Here is a 23,311-nt window from a genome sequence, read left to right as displayed (position 1 = left end):
CGCGCGCGCAGGGCCGAGCTGACCACTCGGCCGCCGCGCACGTCCATCAGCGACCGGGGGAACACCGTCGCCACGGGGGAGAGGTACATCGGCATGCCGTCATTGCTGACGTATCCGCAGAGACACACGCATCCGCGCCGTACGCGCGCTTGACCGCCGCCGCGGCACCTCACCCTTCGAGTCGGGCTCCCGTCTGCCCTCTTCACGAAGAACGGATGTTCTTTTGCGTTCCAGACCGGGGACCGTGACTCCCCTTGCGCGAAAATCCCGCACTCTCAGCCGACTTGTCCCCGCCGTACTCGCGCTCGCCGTGCTCGCCACGGTCGCCGGCCGGCCGGACCTGCCCCACGACCGGGCCGCCGACTTCAGCCCGGTGGCCGACAGTTACGACGGCTTCGACGCCAAGGCCGCCGAGCAGCTCCGCCAGGACCAGTGCCTGATGGCCGAGGTGCTGCGCACGGGCGGCGCGGCCATGTTCAGCACCGCGCAGGACGGGCTCGACCAGACCCCGGACAAGCTGCACACCGCGGCGAACCGCGAGTACTGGAACACCACCCCGCTCTCGACGGCGTACGACAAGGACAAGGACACCGCCGACAAGGCGGGCGACGCCCTCAACGCGTACGTCGACGTGTGGAAGAAGCCGCTCGACGGCCTGAGCACCCCCGGCGGATTCACCGAGACCGGATTCCACTGGCCGCCGGGGACCACCGGCACGGGGCCGAGTTTCTTCGACCAGACCGGCCTGGGCCAGTGGATCGCGGCGCAGTTCTGGAAGTCGGAGGACGACTTCTACGAGGATCCGACCCCGAAGGCCGACGACGCCACGCTGAAGGCGGTCAAGGACCTCGGCACCCCGCTCTACGGCGCCGACCCGGACCCCTCGCTCCCCGGCCCGCAGTGGCAGCAGGCGTACGCCGAACACCAGGCGTGGGACAGCCTGGTGAACTGGTCCACGCAGCCGACGGGCGCGGACAACGCCCGTGTCTTCCTCTCCTCCGGCGGTTTCCCGCGCACCGCGCCCGACCCGGGCAGCGTCGAGTACCGCATCGCCGTGGAGGACCTGAAGACCCGGTTCGCCGCCTGCGACTGGCGCGGCCCCGTCGACCCGGACCGGGTCCTCGGCAAGGAGGTCGCGGACGCGTCCGCCGAGTGGCAGCGGGAGATCGCCGCCCAGGCCACCCAGCGCGACCAGATCCTCAACGCGAACCGCGACGCCACCAAGGCCCTCGCCACCGGCTCCAAGACGCTGGGCGAGCTGCTGGGCCAGTCGTGGATCGCCGACCGCCTCGCCCGCTGGCAGGACTACTGGTCCGCCGGCGGCCCCGGCTGGATCGGCGACAGCCCGGTGATCGTGCACGCGCACGGCGCCGCCGACAAGTGCCTCGAAGTGGGCGGCGGCAAGAAGGACAACGGCACGCCGGTGCAGATCTACACCTGCAACGGCTCGGTCGGGCAGAAGTGGGCGATCAGCGGCGACGCCCTGGTCAACGTCAACTCCGGCAAGTGCCTGGAGGTGAAGGGCGGCGGTACCGCGAACGGGACCGTGGTCCAGATCTCGACCTGCAACGCCAAGAGCGTCGCCCAGAAGTGGGAGTACGACACCCACGCGACCGGCCGCCTGTACAACCCCGGCACCGGCAACTGCCTCGACCTCGCGACCTACGACAACGGCCGTGACGCCCGGATGTGGGACTGCAAGGGCACCGACCCGCAGAAGTTCGACATCGCCCCGTCCGGCCACAACGGCACCGACAAGCTGGACTATCCGACCAAGGCCCAGTTCGACAAGGCGAAGAAGGGCGTCACCGACGCCCAGGCCGCGGCGAAGACCCAGCTCGACCTGCTCAAGGCCCAGGCGACCGCGGTGAAGAAGTCCGCCACCGACACGGACACCGCCACCCAGGCCGCCTACGCCATCGCCGACCGGGCGGGCGCCCCGCGCGGCCGAGGTCTGCTCGTCGGGCAGCAGAAGGCCCAGGTCACCAAGGCGTCGGCGGCCGCGCTCGACGCGCTGGCCAAGGCCGGCGACACCGCCTACGCGGCGACCAAGGCGTCCGCAGGTGACAGCGCGACCATCGCCGCCCGCGCGGTGACGCAGGCGGCACAGTCGAAGGCCGCTTTCCGTACGGCCGCCGCCCAGGCGGCCAACGCCCAGGCGAAGGCCGCCGCCGACGCCGCCGCCGTACAGGCGCAGACCGCGAAGGCCGCGCGCGACACGGCGAAGGCGAAGCTCGACGAGACCCAGCGGGCGGAGGCCGACGCGAAGGCGGCCGCCGCGACCGCGCACGCCAAGCGGCTCGACGCGGAGGCGGAGGAGGCGACGGCCAAGGCGGAGAAGGCGACCGCCGCGCAGAAGCAGGCCGAGGCCGCGCAGCACAGGACGAACGCCGAGGGGTACGCGAAGACCGCCGCCGAGGCCAAGGGCCGGGCGGAGACCGCCGAGTCCACCGCCCGTACCAAGCGCCAGGACGCGGAGGCCGCGCGGGATCGGGCCAAGGGCAAGTCGGACGACGCGTGGGACGCGCAGAGCAAGGCGAACGCGGCCCGCGCGAAGGCCGACGCCAAGGACGCCTACGCAGACGCGCATGACTCGGACGCCGACGCGAAGGACTCACGGGCGGCGGCCGACGAGGCGGACCAGGCGGCCGACGACGCGGAGGCGGCGGCGGGTTCGGCCCGTACCGAGGCCGACGCGGCGAGCCAGGCCGCGGCCGACGCCGACGCCGCGGCCACACGTGCCGAGGCCGCCGCCAAGCGGGCCCGCTCCGACGCGGACGACGCCCAGGCGGCCAAGCTGAAGGCGGACGCGGCGGTGCGCACCGCGACCAGCGCGGCGGCGGACGCCATCAAGGCCTCCCAGGCCTCGGCCGCCGCGGCCCGTACCGCGGTCGAGCTGGCCGAAGAGGCGGAGCAGCACGCGGCCGACTCCAAGAAGCAGGCCGACGCGGCCAAGGCCGAGGCCGCCAAGGCGGTCGCGGGCGCGGCCGACGCGGTCGGTCACGCGTACACGACAGCGCAGGCGGCCGAGGACGCCGGAGCCTCGGCGCAGCAGGTCGCCGCGCCGGCCAACGACGCGATCCAGCTCGGCTCGCCCTACGTGGACACCGACTCCGCCGCGGGACTCGTCGTCCTGACGGGCCAGTCGTCGAAGACGATCGCCGAGCAGCAGCGGGCCGTCGCCGAGGCGCACGCCGCCAACGCGCAGAAGAACGCCGCGCAGGCGCAGAGCCTCGCGGACGCCGCGACCGGGGACGCGAAGGCCGCGTACACGATCGCCGCCGAGGCGGCCGGTCACGCGGCGGACGCCCGCAGGTCCTCGAAGGAGGCGCTGGGGTACGCCGCCGAGGCGTCGCAGTACGCGGCGGACGCGCAGAAGTCACTGGCGCGCACCATCGAGTACGACCAGCAGGCCACCGCGGACGCGGCAGCAGCCGACCGGGCGGCCGGCAACGCCGAGGGCTACGCCAAGGACGCCCGGGACTCCGCCGACCAGGCGGCCCTGGACGCGGACGCGGCCCGTACGGCGGCCGCCGAGGCCGAGCAGTCGGCGAAGGACGCCCGCGCCGCGGCCGACCGCGCCGACGCCGAGGCCACCGCGGCCGAGGAGGCGGCCAAGGACGCCCAGAAGTACGCCGACTCGGCACAGCAGGCGGCTGACCAGGCGGCAGCCGCCGACGCGAACAAGCAGGTGCAGACCGGCGCCGGGACCGGAACCGGGATCGGCGGGGTGTTCTCCGTCATCGACGACATCAAACAGCAGGGGGACCCGCAGCGGCTTCCGGACGACTGCTCCCACCTGCCCTGCGACCTGGTGTTCGAAGTGCACTTCGACGCGGTCGTCAGCTACTACTACTGCGAGAACCCCGACGTCCCGGCCACCGAGTCCGGCTGCCCTGCCGAGGACACGTACTTCCTGACCACCAAGACGTTCAAGAACCTGAAGAAGACGGTCAAGGTCTCCTCCTGGGAGGCGACCAAGGACCTGTGGACGGGCCTCTACCACTCGATCATCGACGACTTCACCGGCTGCTACCACAAGGTCACCGGCAGCGGTGACGGCAGCTACGGCGACTGCGCCTGGGCCGCCACCTGGCTCCCGCTAGGCGGACCGATCGGGAAGATCACCGAGGCGATCCGCGCCGTGGACGCCGCCATGCGCACCGGCATCGGGGTCGCCGACGCCCTGAAGGCACTGCGGGCACTGGACGTGGACGCCCGCACGCTCGCCGAGATCGAGCGCAGCGCGCGGGTCTACGAGGAACTGCGCACGGCGTGCCCGCTGAACAGCTTCCCCGGCGGCACCGAGGTGGTCCTTGCCGACGGCGGCCGCAAGGCCATCCGCGACGTACGGTACGGCGACCGGCTGTTGGCCACCGATCCCGCCACCGGGCGCACCCTGGGCGAGCCGGTCACCGACACGTTCTCGCACTCCGCCCAGGTGCTGCTGGACATCACCCTGGCGGACGGCGGGAGTCTCACGAGCACACCGGGGCACAATTTCTACGTCGAGGGCCGTGGCTGGACCCTGGCGTCCGACCTGCGCACCGACGACAGCCTGCGCGCCCCCGACGGCACCCTCCGCACGGTCGCCGCGGTACTCGACCGGAACGAGGCGGCGCCCCGGACCGTGTACGACCTGACGGTGTCCGGCCTGCACACGTTCTACGTCGTGGTCGGCAGTGCCCCGGTCCTCGTCCACAACTGCAAGAACCTCGTCGCCGACGCAAAGGAGTTCAGCGGGCTGGCGCACGCCCTCGACGAACACACGGCCGGCACGACTGCCGGGTTCGTCACCTCGGAGGAGATGGCGAAGGATCTGGCTGTCAGCAAGGGCAGCTCCAACGGCGTGTTCAAGGACCTCGCGACGGCCCAGGCGGTCGTGAACGACGCGCTGGCGAGCAAGGCGGCGGAGATCCAGAACTGGCTCCGCGGCAGCGCGCGGGAGAAGCCGTTGACCGGTACCTTCGGGGCCGGCTCCCTCGGTTATGTGGCCAAGACGGACCGCAGTATCAAGGCCGCGGGGAACGAGTACAGGATCGTGCTCAAGAGAGCGAAGGGACACAAGGGCGGCTTCTACGTGTTCACGGCGTTCCCGATCTAGTTCCCCATCCGGTTTCCGATCCAGGAGGTGACAACAAGTGCACCGGACAGACGAGTTCGACTTCGGCGTGACATGGCTGATGAGCCAGTTCCACGAGGACTGGTCGCACAACGGCCCCACGGCCGTCGCGGCGGCCGAGTACCACCTGTGGGACGAGCTGGCCCCGGATGCCGTTCTCGCGGTCCGGCACGACGCGCGACTGCTGCTGCGTCTTCCCTCGGCGACGATCGAGGCGCTGTGGCAGGCCGGGACGGCGACGGGACCGGCCTTCTTCTCCGGAGGGTCCACCGGCCTCACGTCCGGGGCGCAGTGGATGGAGACGCTCGTCGCGCTGTGCGACGGCTGGCTGGCCAGGAACGCGGTGGACGGCGTTCACCCGTCCACCGCCGCCGGCGCGGGCGACGGCGAGGAACTGGCGGACGCGGTCCTCGCCGAGATCGCGGAGGCCAGGTTCGTGCCGGACACGGTCCGGCGCGACCTGGCGGAGTGCGCCCGGCAGTGCACCCCTGACCTCGCCTTCCGGCTGTTGCTGCGGGCGATGGCACAAGCCGGCACCGGACCCGGTGCAGAGCTCTCGCCGGAGCGCTATGCGCGGCTGGAGCAACTGGGGTCGGCGCTGCACTACGGCGAGTTCGTCGTGTCCGAGGTACGCCACCTGGTGACAGGCGACTAGCCGAGCACCCCAGCGGGCCGGGGACCGGAAACGGGGCGGTACACGCCACCGTGCCGGTCCCCGAGTTCCGCGGGCCGAAGCGTTCGCCGAGGCCGTAGACCGAGGTGCCGACCCCGAGGCCCAGCTGCTCCCGCGGATAGTGGCCGCCGGTGGCGACTGACGTACCTCCTACTTGACGGCGCCCACGGCGATGCCCCGGGTGAGCGTGCGCTGGAAGACGAGGAAGAAGACGATGGCCGGGAGCACGCCGAGCAGGGCGGCCGCGTTGGTCATCGTGGCGTCCATCAGGCGCTGGCCCTGGAGGACGCCGAGGGCGACGGACACCGTCTGGTTGTCGTTGGAGATCAGCATGACCAGCGGGAGCAGGAACTCGTTCCAGGTCCAGACGAAGAAGAAGACCAGGAGCACGCCCAGGGTCGGGCGGCTGACGGGTACGACGATCCGGACCAGGATCTGCCACTTGTTCGCGCCGTCGATCCGGGCCGCCTCGACGATCTCGCGCGGGAACCGGCCGAGGACGGCGGAGAGGAGATACGTCCCGAACGCCGACTGGATCACCGTGAACACGATGATCACGCTGAGCCTGGTGTCGTACAGGCCCGCCTGCTTGCTCAGGTAGTAGAGCGGATAGACCAGCGCCTCCTGCGGCAGCATGGTGGCGAGGACGAAGAAGGCCAGCACCCAGGTGCGGCCCCTGATCCGGCCGATGCCGATCGCGTACGCGTTCAGGACGGAGAGGGCGGTCGCGAGCAGGGCGACCGAGCCGCTGATGAGGGTGGAATTGATCAGCTTCCGGGTGTAGTCGACGCGCTGCCAGAAGTCCTCGAGGCCGTCGAGGTAGAGACCGTGGGGGAGGCTCAGCGGGCCGCTTCGCGAGTACTCCGCCGGGGACTTGATCGCGTTCATCGTCACGATCAGAAACGGGACGACCATGAAGAGGGCGGCGAGACAGAGGGCGAGGAGGACGGGGTAACGGCGTAGTGCGGTCATTCAGAGGTCTCCGTCCTCCGCGCGGTTCTGCAGCTTCAGGCCGGTCAGGGACAGGGCCAGGATGATCACCGTGAGGACCGTGGAGATCGCCGAGCCGTAGCCGACCTGGGTCTTCTCGAAGAACGTGGTGAAGGAGAAGTACGAGGGGACGTCGGTGGCGCCGCCCGGGCCGCCCTTGGTCAGGACGTACACCGCGCCGAAGACCTTCAGCGCGGCGATCGTGCACCAGGTCAGGACGACGTACACCTCCGGGCGGAGCTGCGGCAGCGTGACGTGCCGGAAGCGGCGCCACCAGCCGGCGCCGTCCAGCTCGGCCGCCTCGTACAGCTGCGGGTCGACGCGCCCGAGCCCGGCCATGAAGACGACCAGCGGGAAGCCGATCTGCACCCAGACCAGCACGCCCATCACGGTGTAGAGGGCGAGGTCCGGGTCGCCGAGCCAGTCCTGCTGCCAGGAGCCGAGCCCGACCGCCTTCAGCAGGGCGTTGAGGGTGCCGTTGTCCGGGGCCAGGATCCAGCTCCAGACGATGCCGGCCACCGCCACCGGCAGCACCTGGGGGAGGTAGAAGCAGGCGCGCAGGACGGCGGCGATCCGGGTGCCGAAGTGCTTGCCGACGTAGTCGAACAGGGCGGCGGCCAGGACCAGTCCGAGCGCCGTCGGGAGCACGGCCATGGCGACGACCATGAAGAGGCTGTGCCGGAACGACGCCCAGAACTCGGCATCGTCCAGCAGCTCACGGTAGTTGGCGAGCCCGGACCACTTCGGAGTGCCCACGCCCTGCCAGTGGGTGAAGCTCACGCCCGTGTTCATCAGGAACGGGACGACGACGACCGCGAGGAAGGCGAGGGCGCCGGGGAGGAGGAAGAGGGCGTACGAGTCCCGGGGGCGGCGCCCGTCACCTGGGGTGCGCCGCCCTTCGAAGGTGACCGTCACTTCGAGCCCTTGTCGTACGCCGACTGGAGGTTGCTCAGGTAGGCGTCCGGTTTCTCGCTCCCGGTGATCAGCTTCTGGGTCTCGGAGACGAGGGTGTCGTAGAAGCCGGCGATCGGCCAGTCCGGGTAGAAGGCCAGGCCGTCACGCTTGCTGAGGGTGTTGAAGTCGGCGATGAGCTGCTTGGACTTGGGGTCGGTGATCGCGGTCGGGTCGGCCGCGACCGGGACGCCGCCCTTGTCGCCGAGCAGGTTCTGGATCCTCTTCGACAGGGTGATGTCGATGAAGTCGTAGGCGAGGTCCTTGTTCCCGGCGTTCTTCGGTACGACCCAGAGGTTGCCGCCGGAGCCGAGGGTGAGGTTCGAGCCGGGCCACAGGAAGCTGCCCCAGTCGAACGTGGCCTCCGACTGGAAGCGGCCGTACCACCAGCTGCCGGAGAACAGGATCGGCGCCTTGCCCTGGAGGAAGGAGACCCCGGCCTGCTCGGCGGTCGTGCCGGACGACGTCTTCGCGATGTAGCCCTTCTTCACCCAGTCCGCGAAGGTGTTCGCCGCGTAGGTCCAGGCGGTGTCGTGGAAGTCGACCTTGCCCTTGTACAGCTCATAGCCGTCCACCCAGGAGCGGTCGGCCTTCGACAGCGCCAGCTGGTACAGGTACTGCTGGGCCATGTACTCGGAGCCCGCGTTCGCCAGCGGGGTGACCTTGTTCTCGACGAACTTGTCCATCGCGGCCGTCAGGTCGTCGAACGTCTTCGGCGCCGCGATCCCGTACTTCTCGAACAGGTCCTTGTTGTAGTAAACCATCGTGTACTCGGCGTAGTTGGGCACGCCGTACCACTTGCCGGAGCCCATCACGCCGTCGGCGTCGTACCGGCTGGTGGTGCGCACGCCCGCGCTGAGCTTCTTGTCCCAGCCGCGCTTGGCCGCCTCCGCGGTCAGATCGGTGAGGAGTCCCTGCTTGGAGAGGAGTCCCGCCGTCGCGTTGCCCTTGTTGTACTCCAGGATGTCGGGGGCGTCGGAGGAGTTCAGGACCATCTGGGCGGTCTTCTGTATCTGCTCGAAGCTCTTCTCCTCGTACTTCACCTTCACGCCCGGGTGGGACGCCTCGAACTCCTTGATGGCCTCGTTCCAGGCGACGCCCATCGCGCTGGTCGGACCCTCGTAGTGCCACAGCCGCAGCGTCTTCCCGTCGGACGTGCTGCCGCCCGAGCCGCCGCAGGAGGTCAGCAGCAGCGATGCGCAGAGGATCACCGCCGCTGCCGCCGCCCGCCTTCGTGCCGTCAACATCCAGTGCCTCCAGGGGAGTCGGATGGATGGTGCTCGTCCCGCGTCGAATCGGTTCGATACGGAACGTCGAAGCGCTTCGACGGAGGAAGGTATGTGCGGGGCGTGTGGCCGTCAATGGGTGCGGCGGGAATTGGGGGAAGCGATTCGACTGGCCGTGTTGAGCAGCAGGGCCGTGACGGCTGCGGCGACGGGTGCGGTGAAACCGGCGGTCGGCGAGACGTGCTCCGCCGCCCAGCCGCCCAGCGCGGAGCCCGCGGCGACGCCGGTCAGCAGGGCGGTCACGACCAGACTCATCCCCTCGTTGAGGCGGTCCGCGGGGGTGCGGTCCTGGACCAGGGTCATCGCGGTCACCATCGTCGGCGCGGTCGCCATGCCGGCCGCGAGCAGGGCGGGCGCCAGGGCCCAGAGGTTGTCGATCGTGCGGGCCGCGAGCAGGGGGAGGGACATCAGGACCGCCATCGCCGACAGGCAGACGGGGAACCGTCGTTCGGCCGGTCCCCGCGGCTTGAGCGCCCCGTACACCAGCCCCGCCGCGCAGGAACCGGCCGCCTGGAGGGCGAGGACGGCACCGGCCGCCGAACGGTGGCCCTGGGCGTCGGCGTAGGCGATGGTGACGACCTCCATCGAGCCGAACACCGCCCCGGTCGCGACGAAGCAGGCCAGGAGGGAGGGGATGCGCAGCGGAGTTCTCGCGGTGCCGCCTCCGGCCCGGGGCGGCGGCTCGGTGGCCCGCTGGGCGGTGAACAGCAGCATGCCGGTCAGCAGCAGGACCGCGCCGACGAGGGTGCCGGCCTCCGGGAAGAACGTGCCGGTCAGGAAGGACGCCAGCACCGGGCCGAGCATGAAGCACAGCTCGTCGGCGGCCTGTTCATAGGAGTTCGCGGTGTGCAGGGCGTCCGGGTCGTCGCGCAGCAGGTGGGCCCAGCGGGCGCGGGACATGCCGCCGAGGTTGGGGGTGGTGGCGGTGGCCGCGTAGGCGGCGAACAGGGTCCAGTCCGGGGCGCCGAAGCGGACGCAGAGCAGCAGGGCGAGGCTGCCGAGCACGGCGGTGACGGTGGCGGGGACGGCGACCCGTGTCTGGCCGTACCGGTCGACGAGCCGTGCCACCCAGGGCCCGGCCACCCCGGTCGCCGCGAGACCGGTCGCGGTGACGGCACCGGCGAGGGCGTACGAGCCACGGGCACCGGCGATCATCACGACCGCGCTGACGCTGAACATGCCCATGGGCAGCCGGGCCAGCAGGTTCCCGGCGCTGAAGGCGCGGGTGCCGGGGAGGGCGAAGAGGCGGCGGTAGGGGCCGGGTGGGCGGTGGTGGAGGTGGGGGCGGGGGGAGCGGCGGGAGCGGGTGGTGGTGCGGGTGCCGGTGCCGGTGCGGGGGCTGAAGTCGACGGCGACGAGGGTGTCGGCGGTGACGGTGTAGAGGGGTTGCGGGTGGGCCTCGGGATGGGGCTTCGGGCGGGCCTGCGGGTGAGGTCTCGGGGGAGTCGGCTCGGTCGGATGCGGCATGTCCATCACCGTCGCCCAGGGCCGATCAAGGGGTCCAACACCTGCTCGGTGCCGATTCACGCGCCTGTGTTGTAAGTTCGCGTGATGTCAGCGCCCGCCCACGTCGACCCCCGGCTCCTGCGTGTCTTCGTCGCCGTCGCCGAGGAACTGCACTTCACCCGCGCCGCCGCCCGGCTGTACGTCGCCCAGCAGGCCCTGAGCCGTGATGTACGGCGACTGGAGCGGGAGCTGGGCGCCGAGCTGTTCCTCCGGACCACCCGGCAGGTCGCCCTGACCGCCGACGGCGCCCGGCTGCTGCCGTACGCCCGCCGGGTGCTGGCCGCCCAGGACGCACTGCTCGCCGCGTTCGGGCAGGCCCGGCCGCTGCTGGTGGACCTCAACTCGCCGGGCCTCGAGACCGGCCGCCGCGTACTGCACCGCGCCCGCGAACTCGCCCCCGACTGCGAGCTGATGGCCCGCTACGAGAGCGGGCTCACCGGAGCGGCGGCCGAACTCCTCGCCGGGCGGCTCGACGCGTCCTTCGGACGGTTCGCGGGACTGGATCCGGCGCTGCGCTCCGGGCTCGAACAACAGGCCGTACGGTTCGAACGCATGGCCGTAATCATTCCCTCCGATCACCGGCTGGCGGGCCTGGAGGAGGTGCCGCTGTCCGCGCTGGCGGGCGAGACGGTCTACGCCGGCGCCGGGAACGAGCGCACCCTGGAATGGACTGACCTGGCCTTCTGTCTCTTCGAGGGGCGGGACATCGCGGTCGCGCCGCCGCTGCCGCTGGCCGTCGGGGAGGAGGAATTCGAGCGCATCATGGCCAAGAACCGGAATCCGATCCTCGGGGTAGTGGGATTTCCAGCCATACCTGGAACGGTCTCGCGGCCCCTTGTCGATCCCGTCCCGTTGTCGCCCGTGTCGCTCGTGTGGCGAAAGGGGCTGGTCCATCCGGGAGTGGACGCGCTGCGGCGGGCGGTCGCCGAGATCGGACGGACGGAAGGCTGGCTTCAGCGGCCGGCCGATGGATGGATTCCAGCCAGTGATCAAGATGTGATGGACGGCCACAAATGACACATCGAGAACGCGGCATCCCCGGGTGCGCTAGCTTCATGGCCCCGAGCGCGGAGAGCTAGAAGGGGGCGTTCGGAACCGGGTGGGGACCTGGGTCCGATGACGTGTGCTCGGGTTCGTCAGCGCGCCCGGAACAGTCCCGTGGGGGGATGTACGCGCGTGAAAAATTGGCGAGAAGAAACCCAACCGGAATTGCCCAAGGTCGCCCTGGATGCCCGGGATGTGCCACTGGCGGGACGAGACGAGCCGGGGGAGGCGCCCCAGGACGCCGACGACTTGGCGACGAGCGGGACGAGTGGGGCGAGCAGGGCGAGCGGGGTCACGGGGGTGACCGGGACGACCGGGGTGACCGAGGTGCTCCGGGTCGGTGCGCTGCGGGATCCGTGGGGCGTGGTCCCCGGCGATGCGGCGCGCACGGTCCCGGCCGATGCGGACGACCCGTTCTCCGTCCGGGACCCGGACGGGGTGCCCGCCCCGGACGACCTCGGTGCGGTGCGGATACGGCCGACCGGTGCGGCGGAGGTCTCCGACGCACCGGTCTTCGTCGACGCGTCGGGGCGCCGCGGCCGCCGCTTCCGCAGGATCGGGATGGCCGTCGGCCTCGCCTGCGCGGTCTACGCGGTGGTCATCGTCGTCACGCTGCTGTCCGGCAGCTCCGACGCGCCCTGGCTGCCGGTGCCCGGCCAGAACCACGGCCGGCCGGCCGGCAAGGTCGACGACTCGCCGCAGCCCGCGCGGTCCGCCCGGTCCGCGGGCGACGGCGCCTCGGTGGCCGGTCCGGCCGTGAGCGACGGCACGACCCCGTCGGCCCGCGCCTCTTCCCGGGCACCCGGGGCGGGGAAGAAGGGGGCCGACCGGCCGAGCACGTCCGCGTCCGCGCGGCCGACGGCGGCCGCCGGGACGACGGGCTCCTCGCCGAAGCCCGGGTCGTCGTCCGTGGCGCCCTCGCCGTCGTCGTCGGCACCCACGTCGGACACCCCGACCCCGCCCGTGTCGTCGCCGCCGCCCTCGCCCAGCGATTCGGCCGCCCCGACCGGCGGCCCGGTCGCGGAGGGCGCGGCCCCCAGGACCGGGACCGGCGCCTCTCCCACCCCTGTCCTCTGATGGCGCCCCGCACCCCCGCCCGTAGCCGTACCGGAACCCGCACCGGAACCCGTACCGGAACCCGCACCGGAACCCGTACCGGAACCCCTAACGGCACCGGTACCCGTCGTCATGGGACCGCCGGCGCACCGTCCGCCGACGGCTCCCGGCGCCGTCGCCTGTCCATGCGCCTGACGCTGCCCGTGCTGGTCCTCGGCGCCGTGATGGCGATGCTGATGCTGCGTGGCTACGTCCACAGCGAGATCCTCGCCGACCACCGCGTCCGCCCCGAGGCCGCCTCCGACAAGGTGCCTCAGAAGATCCTGGACGGCGGCCCGGTCATCGACACCCGGGGCGGCCGTACGACGTCACTGCGCATCCCCGACCACCACCTGGTCCTCACCTTCGACGACGGCCCCGACCCGACCTGGACCCCGAAGGTGCTGGACGTCCTGAAGAAGCACCACGCGCACGCCGTCTTCTTCGTCACCGGCACCATGACCTCGCGCTATCCGCAACTGGTCCGGCGGATGGTGGCCGAGGGCCACGAGATCGGCGTGCACACCTTCAGCCACCCCGACCTGTCGTACCAGTCGAAGAAGCGCATCGACTGGGAGCTGTCCCAGACCCAGCTGGCGATCACCGGCGCGGCCGGCATCCGGACGTCCCTGTTCCGGCCGCCGTACTCCTCCTTCGCCGACGCGATGGACAACAGCTCCTGGCCGGTGACGCGGTACATCGGCAGCCGCGGCTACATCACGGTCGTCAACAACACGGACAGCGAGGACTGGCGCAAGCCGGGCGTCGACGCCATCGTCCGCAACGCGACGCCGGGCGCCGGCAAGGGCGCGATCGTCCTGATGCACGACTCGGGCGGCGACCGCCACCAGACGGTCCAGGCCCTGGACCGCTTCCTTCCGCAACTCCAGCACCGCGGCTACACGTTCGGCAACCTCACCGAGGCCCTGAACGCGCCGAGCGCCCACACCCCGGTCACCGGCCCCGACCTCTGGCAGGGCAGGGCGTGGATCTCCCTGGTCCAGGCGGCGGACGGCGTCACGAACGTGCTGGTGGCCGGGCTGGCGGTGGTCGGCGGGGCGGTGCTGGCCCGGTTCGCCCTGATGCTCTGGCTCTCCTTCGTGCACACCCGCAGGGTCCGCCGCAGGGGCTTTCGCTGGGGCCGGCCGGTGACGGAGCCGGTCTCCGTCCTGGTCCCCGCCTACAACGAGGCCAAGTGCATCGAGAACACGGTCCGTTCACTGACCGCGAGCGAGCATCCGGTCGAGATCGTCGTCGTCGACGACGGTTCGACGGACGGCACGGCCGGGATCGTGGAGGACCTGGACCTGCCGGACGTCCGGGTGGTCCGCCAGGTGAACGCGGGCAAGCCCGCCGCCCTCAACAGGGGCCTCGCCCACGCCCGTCACGACATCGTCGTGATGATGGACGGCGACACGGTCTTCGAACCGGCCACGGTACGGGAGCTGGTCCAGCCCTTCGGCGATCCGCGGGTCGGCGCCGTCGCCGGCAACGCGAAGGTCGGCAACCGGGACTCACTGATCGGCGCCTGGCAGCACATCGAGTACGTGATGGGCTTCAACCTGGACCGCCGGATGTACGACGTCCTGCGCTGCATGCCGACGATCCCGGGCGCGGTGGGCGCGTTCCGCCGTACCGCCCTGGAACGGGTCGGCGGCATGAGCGACGACACCCTGGCAGAGGACACGGACATCACCATGGCGATCCACCGGGACGGCTGGCGGGTGGTGTACGCGGAGCGGGCACGGGCCTGGACGGAGGCGCCGGAGTCCGTCTCCCAGCTCTGGTCCCAGCGCTACCGGTGGTCGTACGGCACCATGCAGGCGATCTGGAAACACCGCGGGGCGCTCCTCGACCGGGGGCCGTCGGGCCGCTTCGGCAGAGTGGGCCTCCCCCTGGTCTCGCTCTTCATGGTGGTGGCCCCCCTCCTGGCCCCCCTGATCGACGCGTTCCTCCTCTACGGCATCGTCTTCGGCCCGACGCAGAAGACGATCGCCGCCTGGCTGGGCGTGCTGGCCGTGCAGGCGCTGTGCGCGGCCTACGCCTTCCATCTGGACCGCGAACGCATGACCCACCTCGTCTCGCTCCCCCTGCAGCAGATCCTCTACCGCCAGCTGATGTACGTCGTACTCCTCCAGTCCTGGATCACGGCCCTCACCGGCGGCCGGCTGCGCTGGCAGAAGCTGCGGCGGACCGGGGTGGTGGGGGCGGCGCCGGGCACCCCGGGGGAGAGGCAGGCGGCATGACACAGGCAGAGGCGGCCGCGGTCGCGACGGGCAAGCCCGGTACCGGCGGCCGGGACCGCTACCTGGACCTGCTCCGCTCCCTGGCCCTGCTCCGCGTGGTGGTCTACCACCTGTTCGGCTGGCCCTGGCTGACCGTCCTCTTCCCCTCCATGGGCGTGATGTTCGCGCTGGCGGGCTCGCTGATGGCCCGCAGCCTGAACCGCCCGGCGGCGCACGTGATCCGGGGCAGGCTGCGCCGTCTCCTGCCCCCACTCTGGCTGTTCAGCGCGGTCCTGCTGACCCTGATGCTCATCGCCGGCTGGCATCCGCTGAACGACCCTGACGTGGGGAGCGGTTGGGCCGGCTGGGGCCGGCTGATCGACTATTTCCTCCCGATCGGCGCCCCGCCCTACCCCGAACACCTCGGCTCGGCCTCGGGCTTGCTGGACGACACCTGGGCGGAACAGGCGGCGGGACCGCTGTGGTACCTGCGCGCCTACCTCTGGTTCGTGCTCCTGTCCCCGCTTCTCCTGTGGGCGTTCCGCAGGGCCCCGCTGCCGACGCTGCTGGCGCCGCTGGCGCTGACGGCGGTGGTGGGCACGGGATGGGTGCGGATCCCCGGCGAGACGGGCAACGCGGTGACCGACTTCGCGGTGTACGGCGGTTGCTGGATCCTGGGCTTCGCCCACCACGAGGGCGCCCTGGCACGGGTCCCGCGCTATGCGGCGGTCTCGCTGTCCTGCCTGGTGATGGCGGTGGGCCTGTGGTGGGCGTCGGGCCACCAGGGCCCCGACGGCTGGGACCTGAACGACATTCCCCTGGCACAGGCCTGCTGGTCGTTCGGGGCCGTGGTGCTGCTGTTGCAGTACTCACCGTCCTGGCGGGAGCTGCCGGGCCGCCTGCGCCGCTGGGACAGGCCGATCACCCTCGCCAACAACCGCGCGGTGACCATCTACCTCTGGCACAACATGCTGATCATGGCAACGGTCCCGATCATCGACGAGGCCTACAACCTGCCGTTCATGGAGTCGGACCGGGCGGCGGGGCTGCTGGACTCCACCTACGGCTTCTGGATGTTCGTGGTGGTCTGGCCCCTGCTCGCGGCGGCGGTGCTGGCCTTCGGGTGGGTGGAGGACGTGGCGGCGGGGAGGCGGGCGCGGATGTGGCCGGACGGGGTGCGCCGTGGGCGGGCTCGCCCACGGGCGCGATGAGAAGGCGCCGCCTCAGTGCCATTCCTCGGGATCGAGCGCGGCTCCCACGAATCCGTCCCCCGTGATGACGGTCAGGTCGGGTTGCTCGACGCGGGCCGCGATCTCCGCGGGTTCGAAATCACGGAATTCGAAGACGAAATGTTCGGCGAGGGCGGGTCGGTCCAGGGGGTCGCCGTCGAGGTCCACGGCCGAGTTCGCGCGGTCGGCTCCCTGGCAGAGAACCGATACGAACAGGGGGAAGTGCTCCGTCTGCAGGAGTACGTCCGAGCCGTGGACGACGCCTGCGATCCCGATACCTCCGCCCGTGACCTCGCCGCACAGGTCGTCCAGGCAGTCGACCACGGCATCCCAGTTCCGGCCGAAGTATCCGGGGAAGCGGAGGACCTCCGCGAAGGAGCGGAAGACGCCCTGCTCGGTCAGCAGATCGCGGGCGTCGAAGTGGTGGACCAGGCCGCCGTTCGCCGTCAGCTCCGACAACTGCCGCCGGACCTCGGCCGAACCTTCCGGCACGAAGACGACCCAGGGCTCGGAGGTACCCGTGAGGTCGAAAGTGGTCATTCCTGGATCACCCTGTGAATTCACCGACATAGTAGAAAGTACCGTAGTGGTCGGGCGTGTAATACGCGGGACCGGGACCGTCCTTCGGGGTCAGGAGCCGTTCGGGACCTCTGATCTCCTTGCCGCAGCCCGGGGCGCTGCACTGCGGGAGGTCGACCTTGGCGTTGACGTCCCACTCCTTGTATTTGCCGCCCGGCAGGGCTGACAGGTTGTTACCCCAGTTGGCATTGCCATGGTAGCCGTCGACCTTCCCGATTCCTCCGGGCCGGGCATTGACCTTGTCCAACATGTCCGCGGCCTTTTGCGGCGCGGGACCGGGAAGAATGCCGAGGCCACCGGGACTGCCGGTGTCGCCGCCGTGCAGATGGCACAGGGGCGCCAGACCCAGGGGGTCGGACCAACTATGCGGATTGTGCACGTAGGCGACGGGGTTCGGCGCGGGGAGGAGACCGAGGGGGTCGGGACTGGTGTAGCGGGCGGTCTCGGGATCGTAGTGCCGGTGATGGTTGTAGTGGAGACCGGTCTCCGGGTCGTGGTACTGACCGGGGAAACGCAGCGGCGTGTACGCGCTCGCGTCACGGCTCCAGGTGGTGGTTCCCCACAGCGTGGTCCGGGCGTGCCAGTGGACCTCTCCGTCCGGCGAGATCAATTCGGTCGGGGTGCCGACGAGGTCGGTGACGATGGCGAAGAAGCGTTCGTCAATGGTGTCCTGGGGTGCCGTGGTGGCCCAGACGCGTTCGGTCTGACTCAGAGGGGAGAGGCCGTCGTGGTCCCAGGTCAGGGTGGTGCGCACGCCCGTGTCGCCGTGCTCGGTGGTCTGTTCGCAGAGCGTGTTGCCGTCCCAGGTGAAGACGGTCCGTTCCAGAACGGTCTCCCCGTCGGCGCCGAGACGCAGTTTCGCGGTCCTTCTGCCCAAGGGGTCGTAGGTGTAGCGCCAACGGGTGCCGTCGGGTGTAGTGACCGCGGTGAGTAGATCGTCGGCGTTCCACTCGTACCGCCAGATGTCGGGCTTGCGTGAGAGCCGGGTCTTTCGGCGTACGACCACTCGTCCCTGGGCGTCGTACTCGTAGTGCACGCCTCCGGCCCGGGTCAGCCGGGTTCCTGCGTACTCACGCGACCCGGTGGCCTCATGGCCGGGGTGGCTCGCGGGCCACTCGGCCTCGGTCTGGTTGCCCGCGGAGTCGTAGGCGTAGCGCTCGGTCCAGCCCGCCGCGTGCACGGCTGTGACGTGGCCCTGGGCGTCGAGGTCGAAGCGCTGGCCGCCGGTGCGTGCGTCCTGTACACCCGTGAGGTAGCCGTCGGCCCGGTAGACGTAGGAGCGCTCCGTGATCCGTCGGTCTCCGGGACCGCTGCTCTGCTGCCGGACCATGCGGTCGAGGCTGTCGTAGGCGCGGGTGAGGATGAGCGCGCCGTCGACCTGCCGGGTGATCTCACGGTCCGCCGCGTCGTGTACGAACTCGAGGGTGTGCCCTCTGGTGGCGAACCGGACGCCGCGTCCCGCGGTGTCGTAGGCCCAGTCGCTGTGTGCGCCCGAGGGGGTGGTGCGCACCGTGCGGTTGCCAGCGGCGTCGTAGCCGAAGCGCATGGTCCTGCCGTCGACGGTCTCCGCGACACGACGGCCGACCGCGTCCAGTTCCACGCGCAGGCTGCTGTCCGGGCCGACGGCCTCGATCAGCGAACCGTTCGGCGCATACGCGAAGTGGGTGATCGCGCCGTCCACGTCCTTGGCCGTGATCTGTCCCAGCGCATCCCGCCGGTAGCGGATGCGCTGGCCGAGTGCGTTGGTCCGCGTGGCCATACGCCCGGCTGCGTCATAGGTGTACTGAGTGGCGCGGCCGTCGAAGTCGGTCTCGGTGAGGAGTCGCCCGGCTTCGTCGTAGGCGTAGTTCCAGACCAGTCCCTGCGGGTTGGTCACCTGCGTGAGGCGGAGGTCGGCGTCGTGCGTGAAGGTGTGACGCTCTCCTCCAGGGCCGGTACGAACGCTGAGCCGGTCGAAGTGGGTGTACTCGAAGGTGGTCGCCTGGCCGACGGCGTCGACGTGACGGACACAGTTGCCCTCGCCGTCGTACTCCCAGCTCTCGTACGACCCGTCCGGGTCGGTGCGGCGGACGGGCAGGCCCTCGACGTTCCGTTCCCAACGGCTCTCGTGGCCGAGCGCGTCGGTCACCGCCACGGTCAGACCGAAGGCGTTGTACGTGTAGCGCGTCGTGTTCCCGAGGCCGTCGGTCGCCGTCACGGGGAGGCCGGCCGCGTTGTTCCTATAGGCGGAGATGCGGCCGGACGCGTCCAGGGCCTCGATCAGACCGCCGTCAGCTGTGCGACGGAAGCACGTGGTCGCACGGGAGGGATCCGTGACGGCGATGACGTTCCCGCGCTCGTCGTTGGTGTACAGCCAGGTGGAGCCGTCCGGCAGGGTCAGGGTCACGGGCCGATGCCGTTCGTCGTAGGCGACCCGGACGACCGACCCATCGGGCCGGGTCACCTCGACGGGCTGTCCCACTTCGTTGTTCGCGAAGGCGGTGCGGTGCCCGAGCGCGTCCGTCGTCGCGGTGACGTGCTGACGCGCGTCGTAGGCGGTGGCGACCGTGCCACCCAGCGGGTCGATCTCGGCGACGACCAGGCACCGCTCGTCGACGACGAAGCGGGAGACGGCGCCCGCGGCCGTGGTGAGGGTGGTGACGCGGCAGTCGGGCCAGGCGGGGTCGACGCCGTCGTAGGAGAGGGCGATCGAGATGTGCCCGGCCTCGCCGCGCTCGCCGAGGCAGCGGTCCTGGTCGTCGTAGGTGTAGTGGTAGTGGCGGTGGTTGGTGTCCACCCACGAGGTGACGCGCAGCCGCTCGTCGTAGGCGAAGGTGAGGGGCAGCTCCGACGAGTTGGTGACCGAAGTGAGGTTGCCATCGGTGTAGCCGTACCGCTTGACGACGAGGTCCATGCCGTCGTCGGCGGCACCGGCCAGGGCGAGCCCGATGACCCGGCCTTCGTCCACGGTCAGCGTGAGGTGGTAGCCGCCGGAGTGTCGGATGGCCCGGGGAGTGCCATCGACGTCGTAGTCGAAGTCGATGGTGTTGTCGTTGAGGTCGACGATGCGCGTGAGCAGGGCGGTGCCGTCTGCGGTGGGGCGGGCGAAATGGCGGGTGTGGCCGGTGAGGGGGTCCTCGATCCGGTAGCCGCCGTCGTCCTGGCGGGCCAGGGGCTGGTGGGGACCGGCGTCGGGCAGGACCGGGGTGTGGGGTGCGGTGGGGTGGGGGTAGGCGAGCAGCAGGCCGTCCTCGGTGATGTGGACGATGCCCTGTTCATCGATTTCCAGGCGCTGGTCGAGGGTGGAGGCCCAGGTGGGGCCGAACCACCAGCCGCAGCGGTAGTCGGAGGCCACGCGGCGGGTGAAGGCCAGCGGGAGCAGGCCGGGCAGCTCGATGTCGCTCTGCGGCAGGTACATCGCGCCGGTGGCCATGTCGACCGGGTCGCTGCCCTTGGAACGCACCACGCTCTTGAGCCGGTTGAAAGCTCCCTCGGCGCCGTCGGCGAGCATCCCCCGGGCGTTCTTGCCTAGCCCGCGGACGGCGAGGCTCATGGCCTTCATGCCGCCGCGGAGGTTCTTCATCTCCTTCAGCCCCTTGGCGAGCTTGCCGAGGCTGGTGATGCCCTTGCCGCCGGGTATGCAGTCCAGCGCGGCGAACGCCACGTCCCACAAGGACGCCTGGCCTTTGGAGTATTTGTAGAGCGTGTCCGCGAGCACGACGAGTGCGGCGACGAGGACGATGGCGCCGAGGATGGGGCCGCCGATGATCAGCGCGATGATCCCGACGACCGCGACGACGACCTTGCAGACCGTGACGATGGTGTCCCAGTTGTCCTCGAACCAGTGACCGACGTCCTGCCACCAGTGCCGGTTCGGGATCCCGGCGTCCGAGGCCTCGTCGATCTTCCGTTTCGCCTCACCCGCCGCGTCGTCACGCATCTTCCGGGCGTCCTCGGCCATCTTCTTCGCGGCGTCGAGGGCGTTCTGCGCGGTTGTGACGTCCGACTGGGCCTTGGTGTGGGCGGACTTGGCGCTCTGCACGTCCCGGGTGGCGGCCCGCACCTTCGCCTCGTCCGGCTTGTCGGCGGTGGACTTGCTACCGGTGGGATCGTCCTTGTACTTGTCCGCCTCCTTGCCGGCCCGGGTCACCCACGAATCGGCGGAAGACAGCCGGGACTTGGCGGAGGAGAGGTCGGACTGCGCTTCCTTCGCCTTGGCGAGGGCCTTGTCGGCCAGGGCCTGGGCCCGCTCCAGCTTCGGCCAGTAGTCCGCGAGTGCGTCGCCGCACATCTCGTACGACTTCTTCAGCTTCTTCAGGTTCTTCGGGACGTCCTTGAACTGCTCCTTGAAGACGTCCGCAGACTTGCCGGCCCACTGCAGGAGGGTGTCCTCACCGGCCATGCCCTTGACCAGGCGGAGCGCGTCGGAGACGTCGTCGGCGAAGGTGTGCAGCTGCGCGGCGAGAGTGCGGACGCGCTGCGGGTCACCGGGGGTGGGGTCCCTGTCCAGGTCGAGTGGATGCCAGTCCGCCGGTCGGTACCCCGCCATAACCCCGCAACCCCCGTCGCGTACGCCTCATCAACAAACCTGTGCACGCGTGAAGTTACAGGCCCGATTGGTTTGGAGTGAAGACCGGTCTGCGATCCGGGTTCGGATACGCGCCCCTTCTGAGCGTGTGGGGCCCCGCCTTCCGGCGGCCTGACCCGGCCAACAGCCTTTGCGGAGGCCAACCGAGGGTCGCGGCGATGTCACGGGACGGCACCAAAGCCGATGCTGCGGCGGCGAGTTGTCCGACTATGATCCGGCATGCATGCTTCGTTCGACCGGGTCGCAGCAAATCGCTCTGGTGCGTTCCGGATGCACCCCGATACCGTATTCGCTGCTTCGCAGACCCCAACCGCCCCACCAGGAGCCCACCGTGACCCGCCGTTCCCGCCGCCTGCTCACGACAGTCCCCGCCGGTGTGACGGCCGCACTGCTGCTTGCCGGTTGCGGCGGAGGTGGCGGAGACAAGTCCGACTCGAACGGCAAGATCGCGGGGGCGGACACGGGGAGTTCTGCTTCGCCTTCGCCGAGTGCTTCGGCTTCGGCGACCGAGTCGGGGCGCCCGAAGATCGAACTGCCTTCGGATCTCTCCTACACCTTCGAGTGGCCCAAGACTGGGAACGACGTCAAGGACGCCGTATTGGCGGACAGTGAGCAGAACATCAAGTCCGTTGACCTTGCCATCGCGAACCAGGACCCGTTGGACAAGGCTTACCGGTACTACTTCGAAGGCGAGGCCGCCGCTCAGATCCAGACGTATGTGCAGGCATATGTCAAGGCTAAAGCACGAACGACGGGCCACTTCCGCTATTACGACCCGGTGGTGGACGTCAGCGGCTCGGATCAGGCCTCTCTCGTGTACTGCGAGGACCAAGGCAAGGCATATGACCTCTACCTGAAGACGAAGAAAGTCAACAAGACGTCCGTCACTAAAGACAGCTACGTGCTTTACAGCACTCAGTTGCACAAGAACGACAAGGGTGTCTGGGCTGTCGAGAAGCTCATGTCTGTAAGGGGGAGTTCCAAGTGCCAGCCATGAGGCCGGGTTCAAGAACGCTGATCACCTTGTTTCTGGTCGGTTCGGTCCTGGCAGGAGCTCAGCCTGCTATGGCTAACACCGGAGTAGGCGGAGGTGCGAAGACTCCCCCCTTGCCGGGTGAGAAGACTTCGGGCGGTTCCGACGGAGACTCGCTCAGCGCGGGCGTGATTGTGTACGACCGTTCCAAGAACGGCTCCGGCCCCTCCGTGGGACCGGTCACCGCCACCACGTCCTGGACGCCGCCGGCCTGCTGGTACGCACCCAAGTACAGCCCCGCGGCGTTCCAGGCGTACGTGGAACCGATCTGGGCGGCGGACTCGACGGGGTACGAGTGGGACGCCCAGCAGCGTGACCGCTATGTCAACGGTCACCCCTACAAGGACTTCAACAAGGACAAGGCCGGGAAGGGTTACTGGTGGGACTCGTACGTCAACAAGTCCTTCCCGCCTGGCTGGGACAAGTGCGACAAACCCTATTTCTGGGTGGACACGGGTGACGCTCCTCCCGCCAACATCCCGAACACCATCTCCACGAAGATCCTCGGTGAGCTCGCGTACAACGAGATCCGGGTTCCCACCACAGAGGTGAGTCTGAAGCCCGCGGGTACGACCAAGGTCAACCTCGCTACCTGGGCCTGGCTGGACAAGGCGACGTTCAAGCCGGTGTCGGTCACCGCCAGTGTCCCGGTGCTCGGCCTGTCGGCGACAACCACCGCCGAACCCGTCTCCCTCCGGATCGACCCGGGTACCTCCGACGCGGTCACCTACCCTGCCTCCGGCGTCTGCGAGTTCCACAACGGCAGTATCGGCGAGGAGTACACCGCGGGCGACGCCGACAAGACTCCACCCTGTGGGGTGAAGTACCTCCGCTCGTCAGGCAATGGCTCGTACCAGCTCAAGGCGACGGTGACCTGGAAGATCCACTGGACCGGAAGCGACGGCAACGGCGACGACCTCCCCGACGGCACCTTCGGCAGGCCTCAGGACGTCATCGTGCAGGAGATCCAGTCCGTCAACAGGTGAGAGAAACAACCCGACCACACCACCC

General features: G+C 70.1%; 14 protein-coding genes. 8 read left to right on the top strand and 6 right to left on the bottom strand.

The window, feature by feature from the left end; all coding sequences use genetic code 11:
* The first annotated feature begins 244 nt into the window (after positions 1–244).
* Entirely contained in the window at positions 245–5,104 is a 4,860-nt protein-coding gene (locus AB0N16_RS32955) for a ricin-type beta-trefoil lectin domain protein (protein WP_365803122.1), read from the top strand.
* Between the two features lie 37 nt (positions 5,105–5,141).
* On the top strand, positions 5,142–5,777 hold the full coding sequence (locus AB0N16_RS32950) for a hypothetical protein (protein ID WP_365803120.1): 636 nt from the start codon (positions 5,142–5,144) through the stop codon (positions 5,775–5,777).
* A 168-nt stretch (positions 5,778–5,945) separates the two neighbouring features.
* Here AB0N16_RS32950 and AB0N16_RS32945 read toward each other — a convergent pair whose 3' ends face one another.
* The 4 genes from AB0N16_RS32945 to AB0N16_RS32930 form a co-directional block, all read right to left on the bottom strand.
* Positions 5,946–6,767, bottom strand: coding sequence for a carbohydrate ABC transporter permease (locus AB0N16_RS32945; RefSeq protein ID WP_365803118.1), 822 nt, complete (start codon positions 6,765–6,767; stop codon positions 5,946–5,948).
* Positions 6,768–7,700: a sugar ABC transporter permease gene (locus AB0N16_RS32940; RefSeq protein ID WP_365803116.1), complete on the bottom strand. Its 933-nt coding sequence runs from the start codon at positions 7,698–7,700 to the stop codon at positions 6,768–6,770.
* Entirely contained in the window at positions 7,697–8,983 is a 1,287-nt protein-coding gene (locus tag AB0N16_RS32935; protein ID WP_365803114.1) for an extracellular solute-binding protein, read from the bottom strand. The genes AB0N16_RS32940 and AB0N16_RS32935 overlap by 4 nt, the downstream gene beginning before the upstream one ends.
* Positions 8,984–9,094: 111 nt before the next feature.
* The gene (locus AB0N16_RS32930) at positions 9,095–10,489 is read right to left on the bottom strand and encodes an MFS transporter (RefSeq protein WP_365803112.1); all 1,395 of its coding nucleotides are present in this window, start codon (positions 10,487–10,489) and stop codon (positions 9,095–9,097) included.
* 84 nt (positions 10,490–10,573) lie between these two features.
* Here AB0N16_RS32930 and AB0N16_RS32925 point away from each other — a divergent pair, with 84 nt between their 5' ends.
* The 4 genes from AB0N16_RS32925 (at position 10,574) to AB0N16_RS32910 (ending at position 16,103) form a co-directional block, all read left to right on the top strand.
* The gene (locus AB0N16_RS32925; RefSeq protein ID WP_365803110.1) at positions 10,574–11,545 is read left to right on the top strand and encodes a LysR family transcriptional regulator; all 972 of its coding nucleotides are present in this window, start codon (positions 10,574–10,576) and stop codon (positions 11,543–11,545) included.
* A gap of 192 nt (positions 11,546–11,737) precedes the next feature.
* On the top strand, positions 11,738–12,649 hold the full coding sequence (locus AB0N16_RS32920) for a hypothetical protein (protein WP_365803108.1): 912 nt from the start codon (positions 11,738–11,740) through the stop codon (positions 12,647–12,649).
* Positions 12,650–12,813: 164 nt separating this feature from the next.
* A complete protein-coding gene (locus tag AB0N16_RS32915; protein ID WP_365803106.1) occupies positions 12,814–14,913 on the top strand; it encodes a glycosyltransferase in 2,100 nt (699 codons plus the stop codon).
* Entirely contained in the window at positions 14,910–16,103 is a 1,194-nt protein-coding gene (locus AB0N16_RS32910) for an acyltransferase (protein WP_365803104.1), read from the top strand. The genes AB0N16_RS32915 and AB0N16_RS32910 overlap by 4 nt, the downstream gene beginning before the upstream one ends.
* Positions 16,104–16,115: 12 nt before the next feature.
* On the opposite strand, the gene AB0N16_RS32905 is transcribed toward AB0N16_RS32910, so the two are convergent.
* Both AB0N16_RS32905 and AB0N16_RS32900 read right to left on the bottom strand, forming a co-directional pair.
* Positions 16,116–16,661 (bottom strand): barstar family protein, encoded by a 546-nt coding sequence (locus AB0N16_RS32905; protein ID WP_365803102.1) that lies wholly within the window; start codon positions 16,659–16,661, stop codon positions 16,116–16,118.
* A gap of 7 nt (positions 16,662–16,668) precedes the next feature.
* Positions 16,669–21,228, bottom strand: a complete 4,560-nt coding sequence (locus AB0N16_RS32900; RefSeq protein ID WP_365803099.1) for an RHS repeat-associated core domain-containing protein — start codon at positions 21,226–21,228, stop codon at positions 16,669–16,671.
* A gap of 370 nt (positions 21,229–21,598) precedes the next feature.
* Here AB0N16_RS32900 and AB0N16_RS32895 point away from each other — a divergent pair, with 370 nt between their 5' ends.
* Both AB0N16_RS32895 and AB0N16_RS32890 read left to right on the top strand, forming a co-directional pair.
* Complete coding sequence (locus tag AB0N16_RS32895; protein ID WP_365803097.1) at positions 21,599–22,264, top strand: hypothetical protein; 666 nt, start codon at positions 21,599–21,601, stop codon at positions 22,262–22,264.
* A gap of 110 nt (positions 22,265–22,374) precedes the next feature.
* The gene (locus tag AB0N16_RS32890; protein WP_365803095.1) at positions 22,375–23,286 is read left to right on the top strand and encodes a hypothetical protein; all 912 of its coding nucleotides are present in this window, start codon (positions 22,375–22,377) and stop codon (positions 23,284–23,286) included.
* Positions 23,287–23,311: the final 25 nt, after the last annotated feature.

Source organism: Streptomyces sp. NPDC051105 (genome assembly GCF_040682795.1).
GTDB lineage: Bacteria > Actinomycetota > Actinomycetes > Streptomycetales > Streptomycetaceae > Streptomyces.
The sequence above is the reverse complement of the archived record's forward strand: the minus strand, read 5'-3'. Positions and strand labels throughout refer to the sequence as shown.

Coding starts and splice junctions, on each gene's coding strand:
- AB0N16_RS32945 (WP_365803118.1), bottom strand. CDS start 6,767: ATGACCGCACTACGCCGTTACCCCGTCCTCCTCGCCCTCTGTCTCGCC.
- AB0N16_RS32935 (WP_365803114.1), bottom strand. CDS start 8,983: ATGTTGACGGCACGAAGGCGGGCGGCGGCAGCGGCGGTGATCCTCTGC.
- AB0N16_RS32930 (WP_365803112.1), bottom strand. CDS start 10,489: ATGCCGCATCCGACCGAGCCGACTCCCCCGAGACCTCACCCGCAGGCC.
- AB0N16_RS32925 (WP_365803110.1), top strand. CDS start 10,574: ATGTCAGCGCCCGCCCACGTCGACCCCCGGCTCCTGCGTGTCTTCGTC.
- AB0N16_RS32915 (WP_365803106.1), top strand. CDS start 12,814: ATGCGCCTGACGCTGCCCGTGCTGGTCCTCGGCGCCGTGATGGCGATG.
- AB0N16_RS32910 (WP_365803104.1), top strand. CDS start 14,910: ATGACACAGGCAGAGGCGGCCGCGGTCGCGACGGGCAAGCCCGGTACC.
- AB0N16_RS32905 (WP_365803102.1), bottom strand. CDS start 16,661: ATGACCACTTTCGACCTCACGGGTACCTCCGAGCCCTGGGTCGTCTTC.
- AB0N16_RS32900 (WP_365803099.1), bottom strand. CDS start 21,228: ATGGCGGGGTACCGACCGGCGGACTGGCATCCACTCGACCTGGACAGG.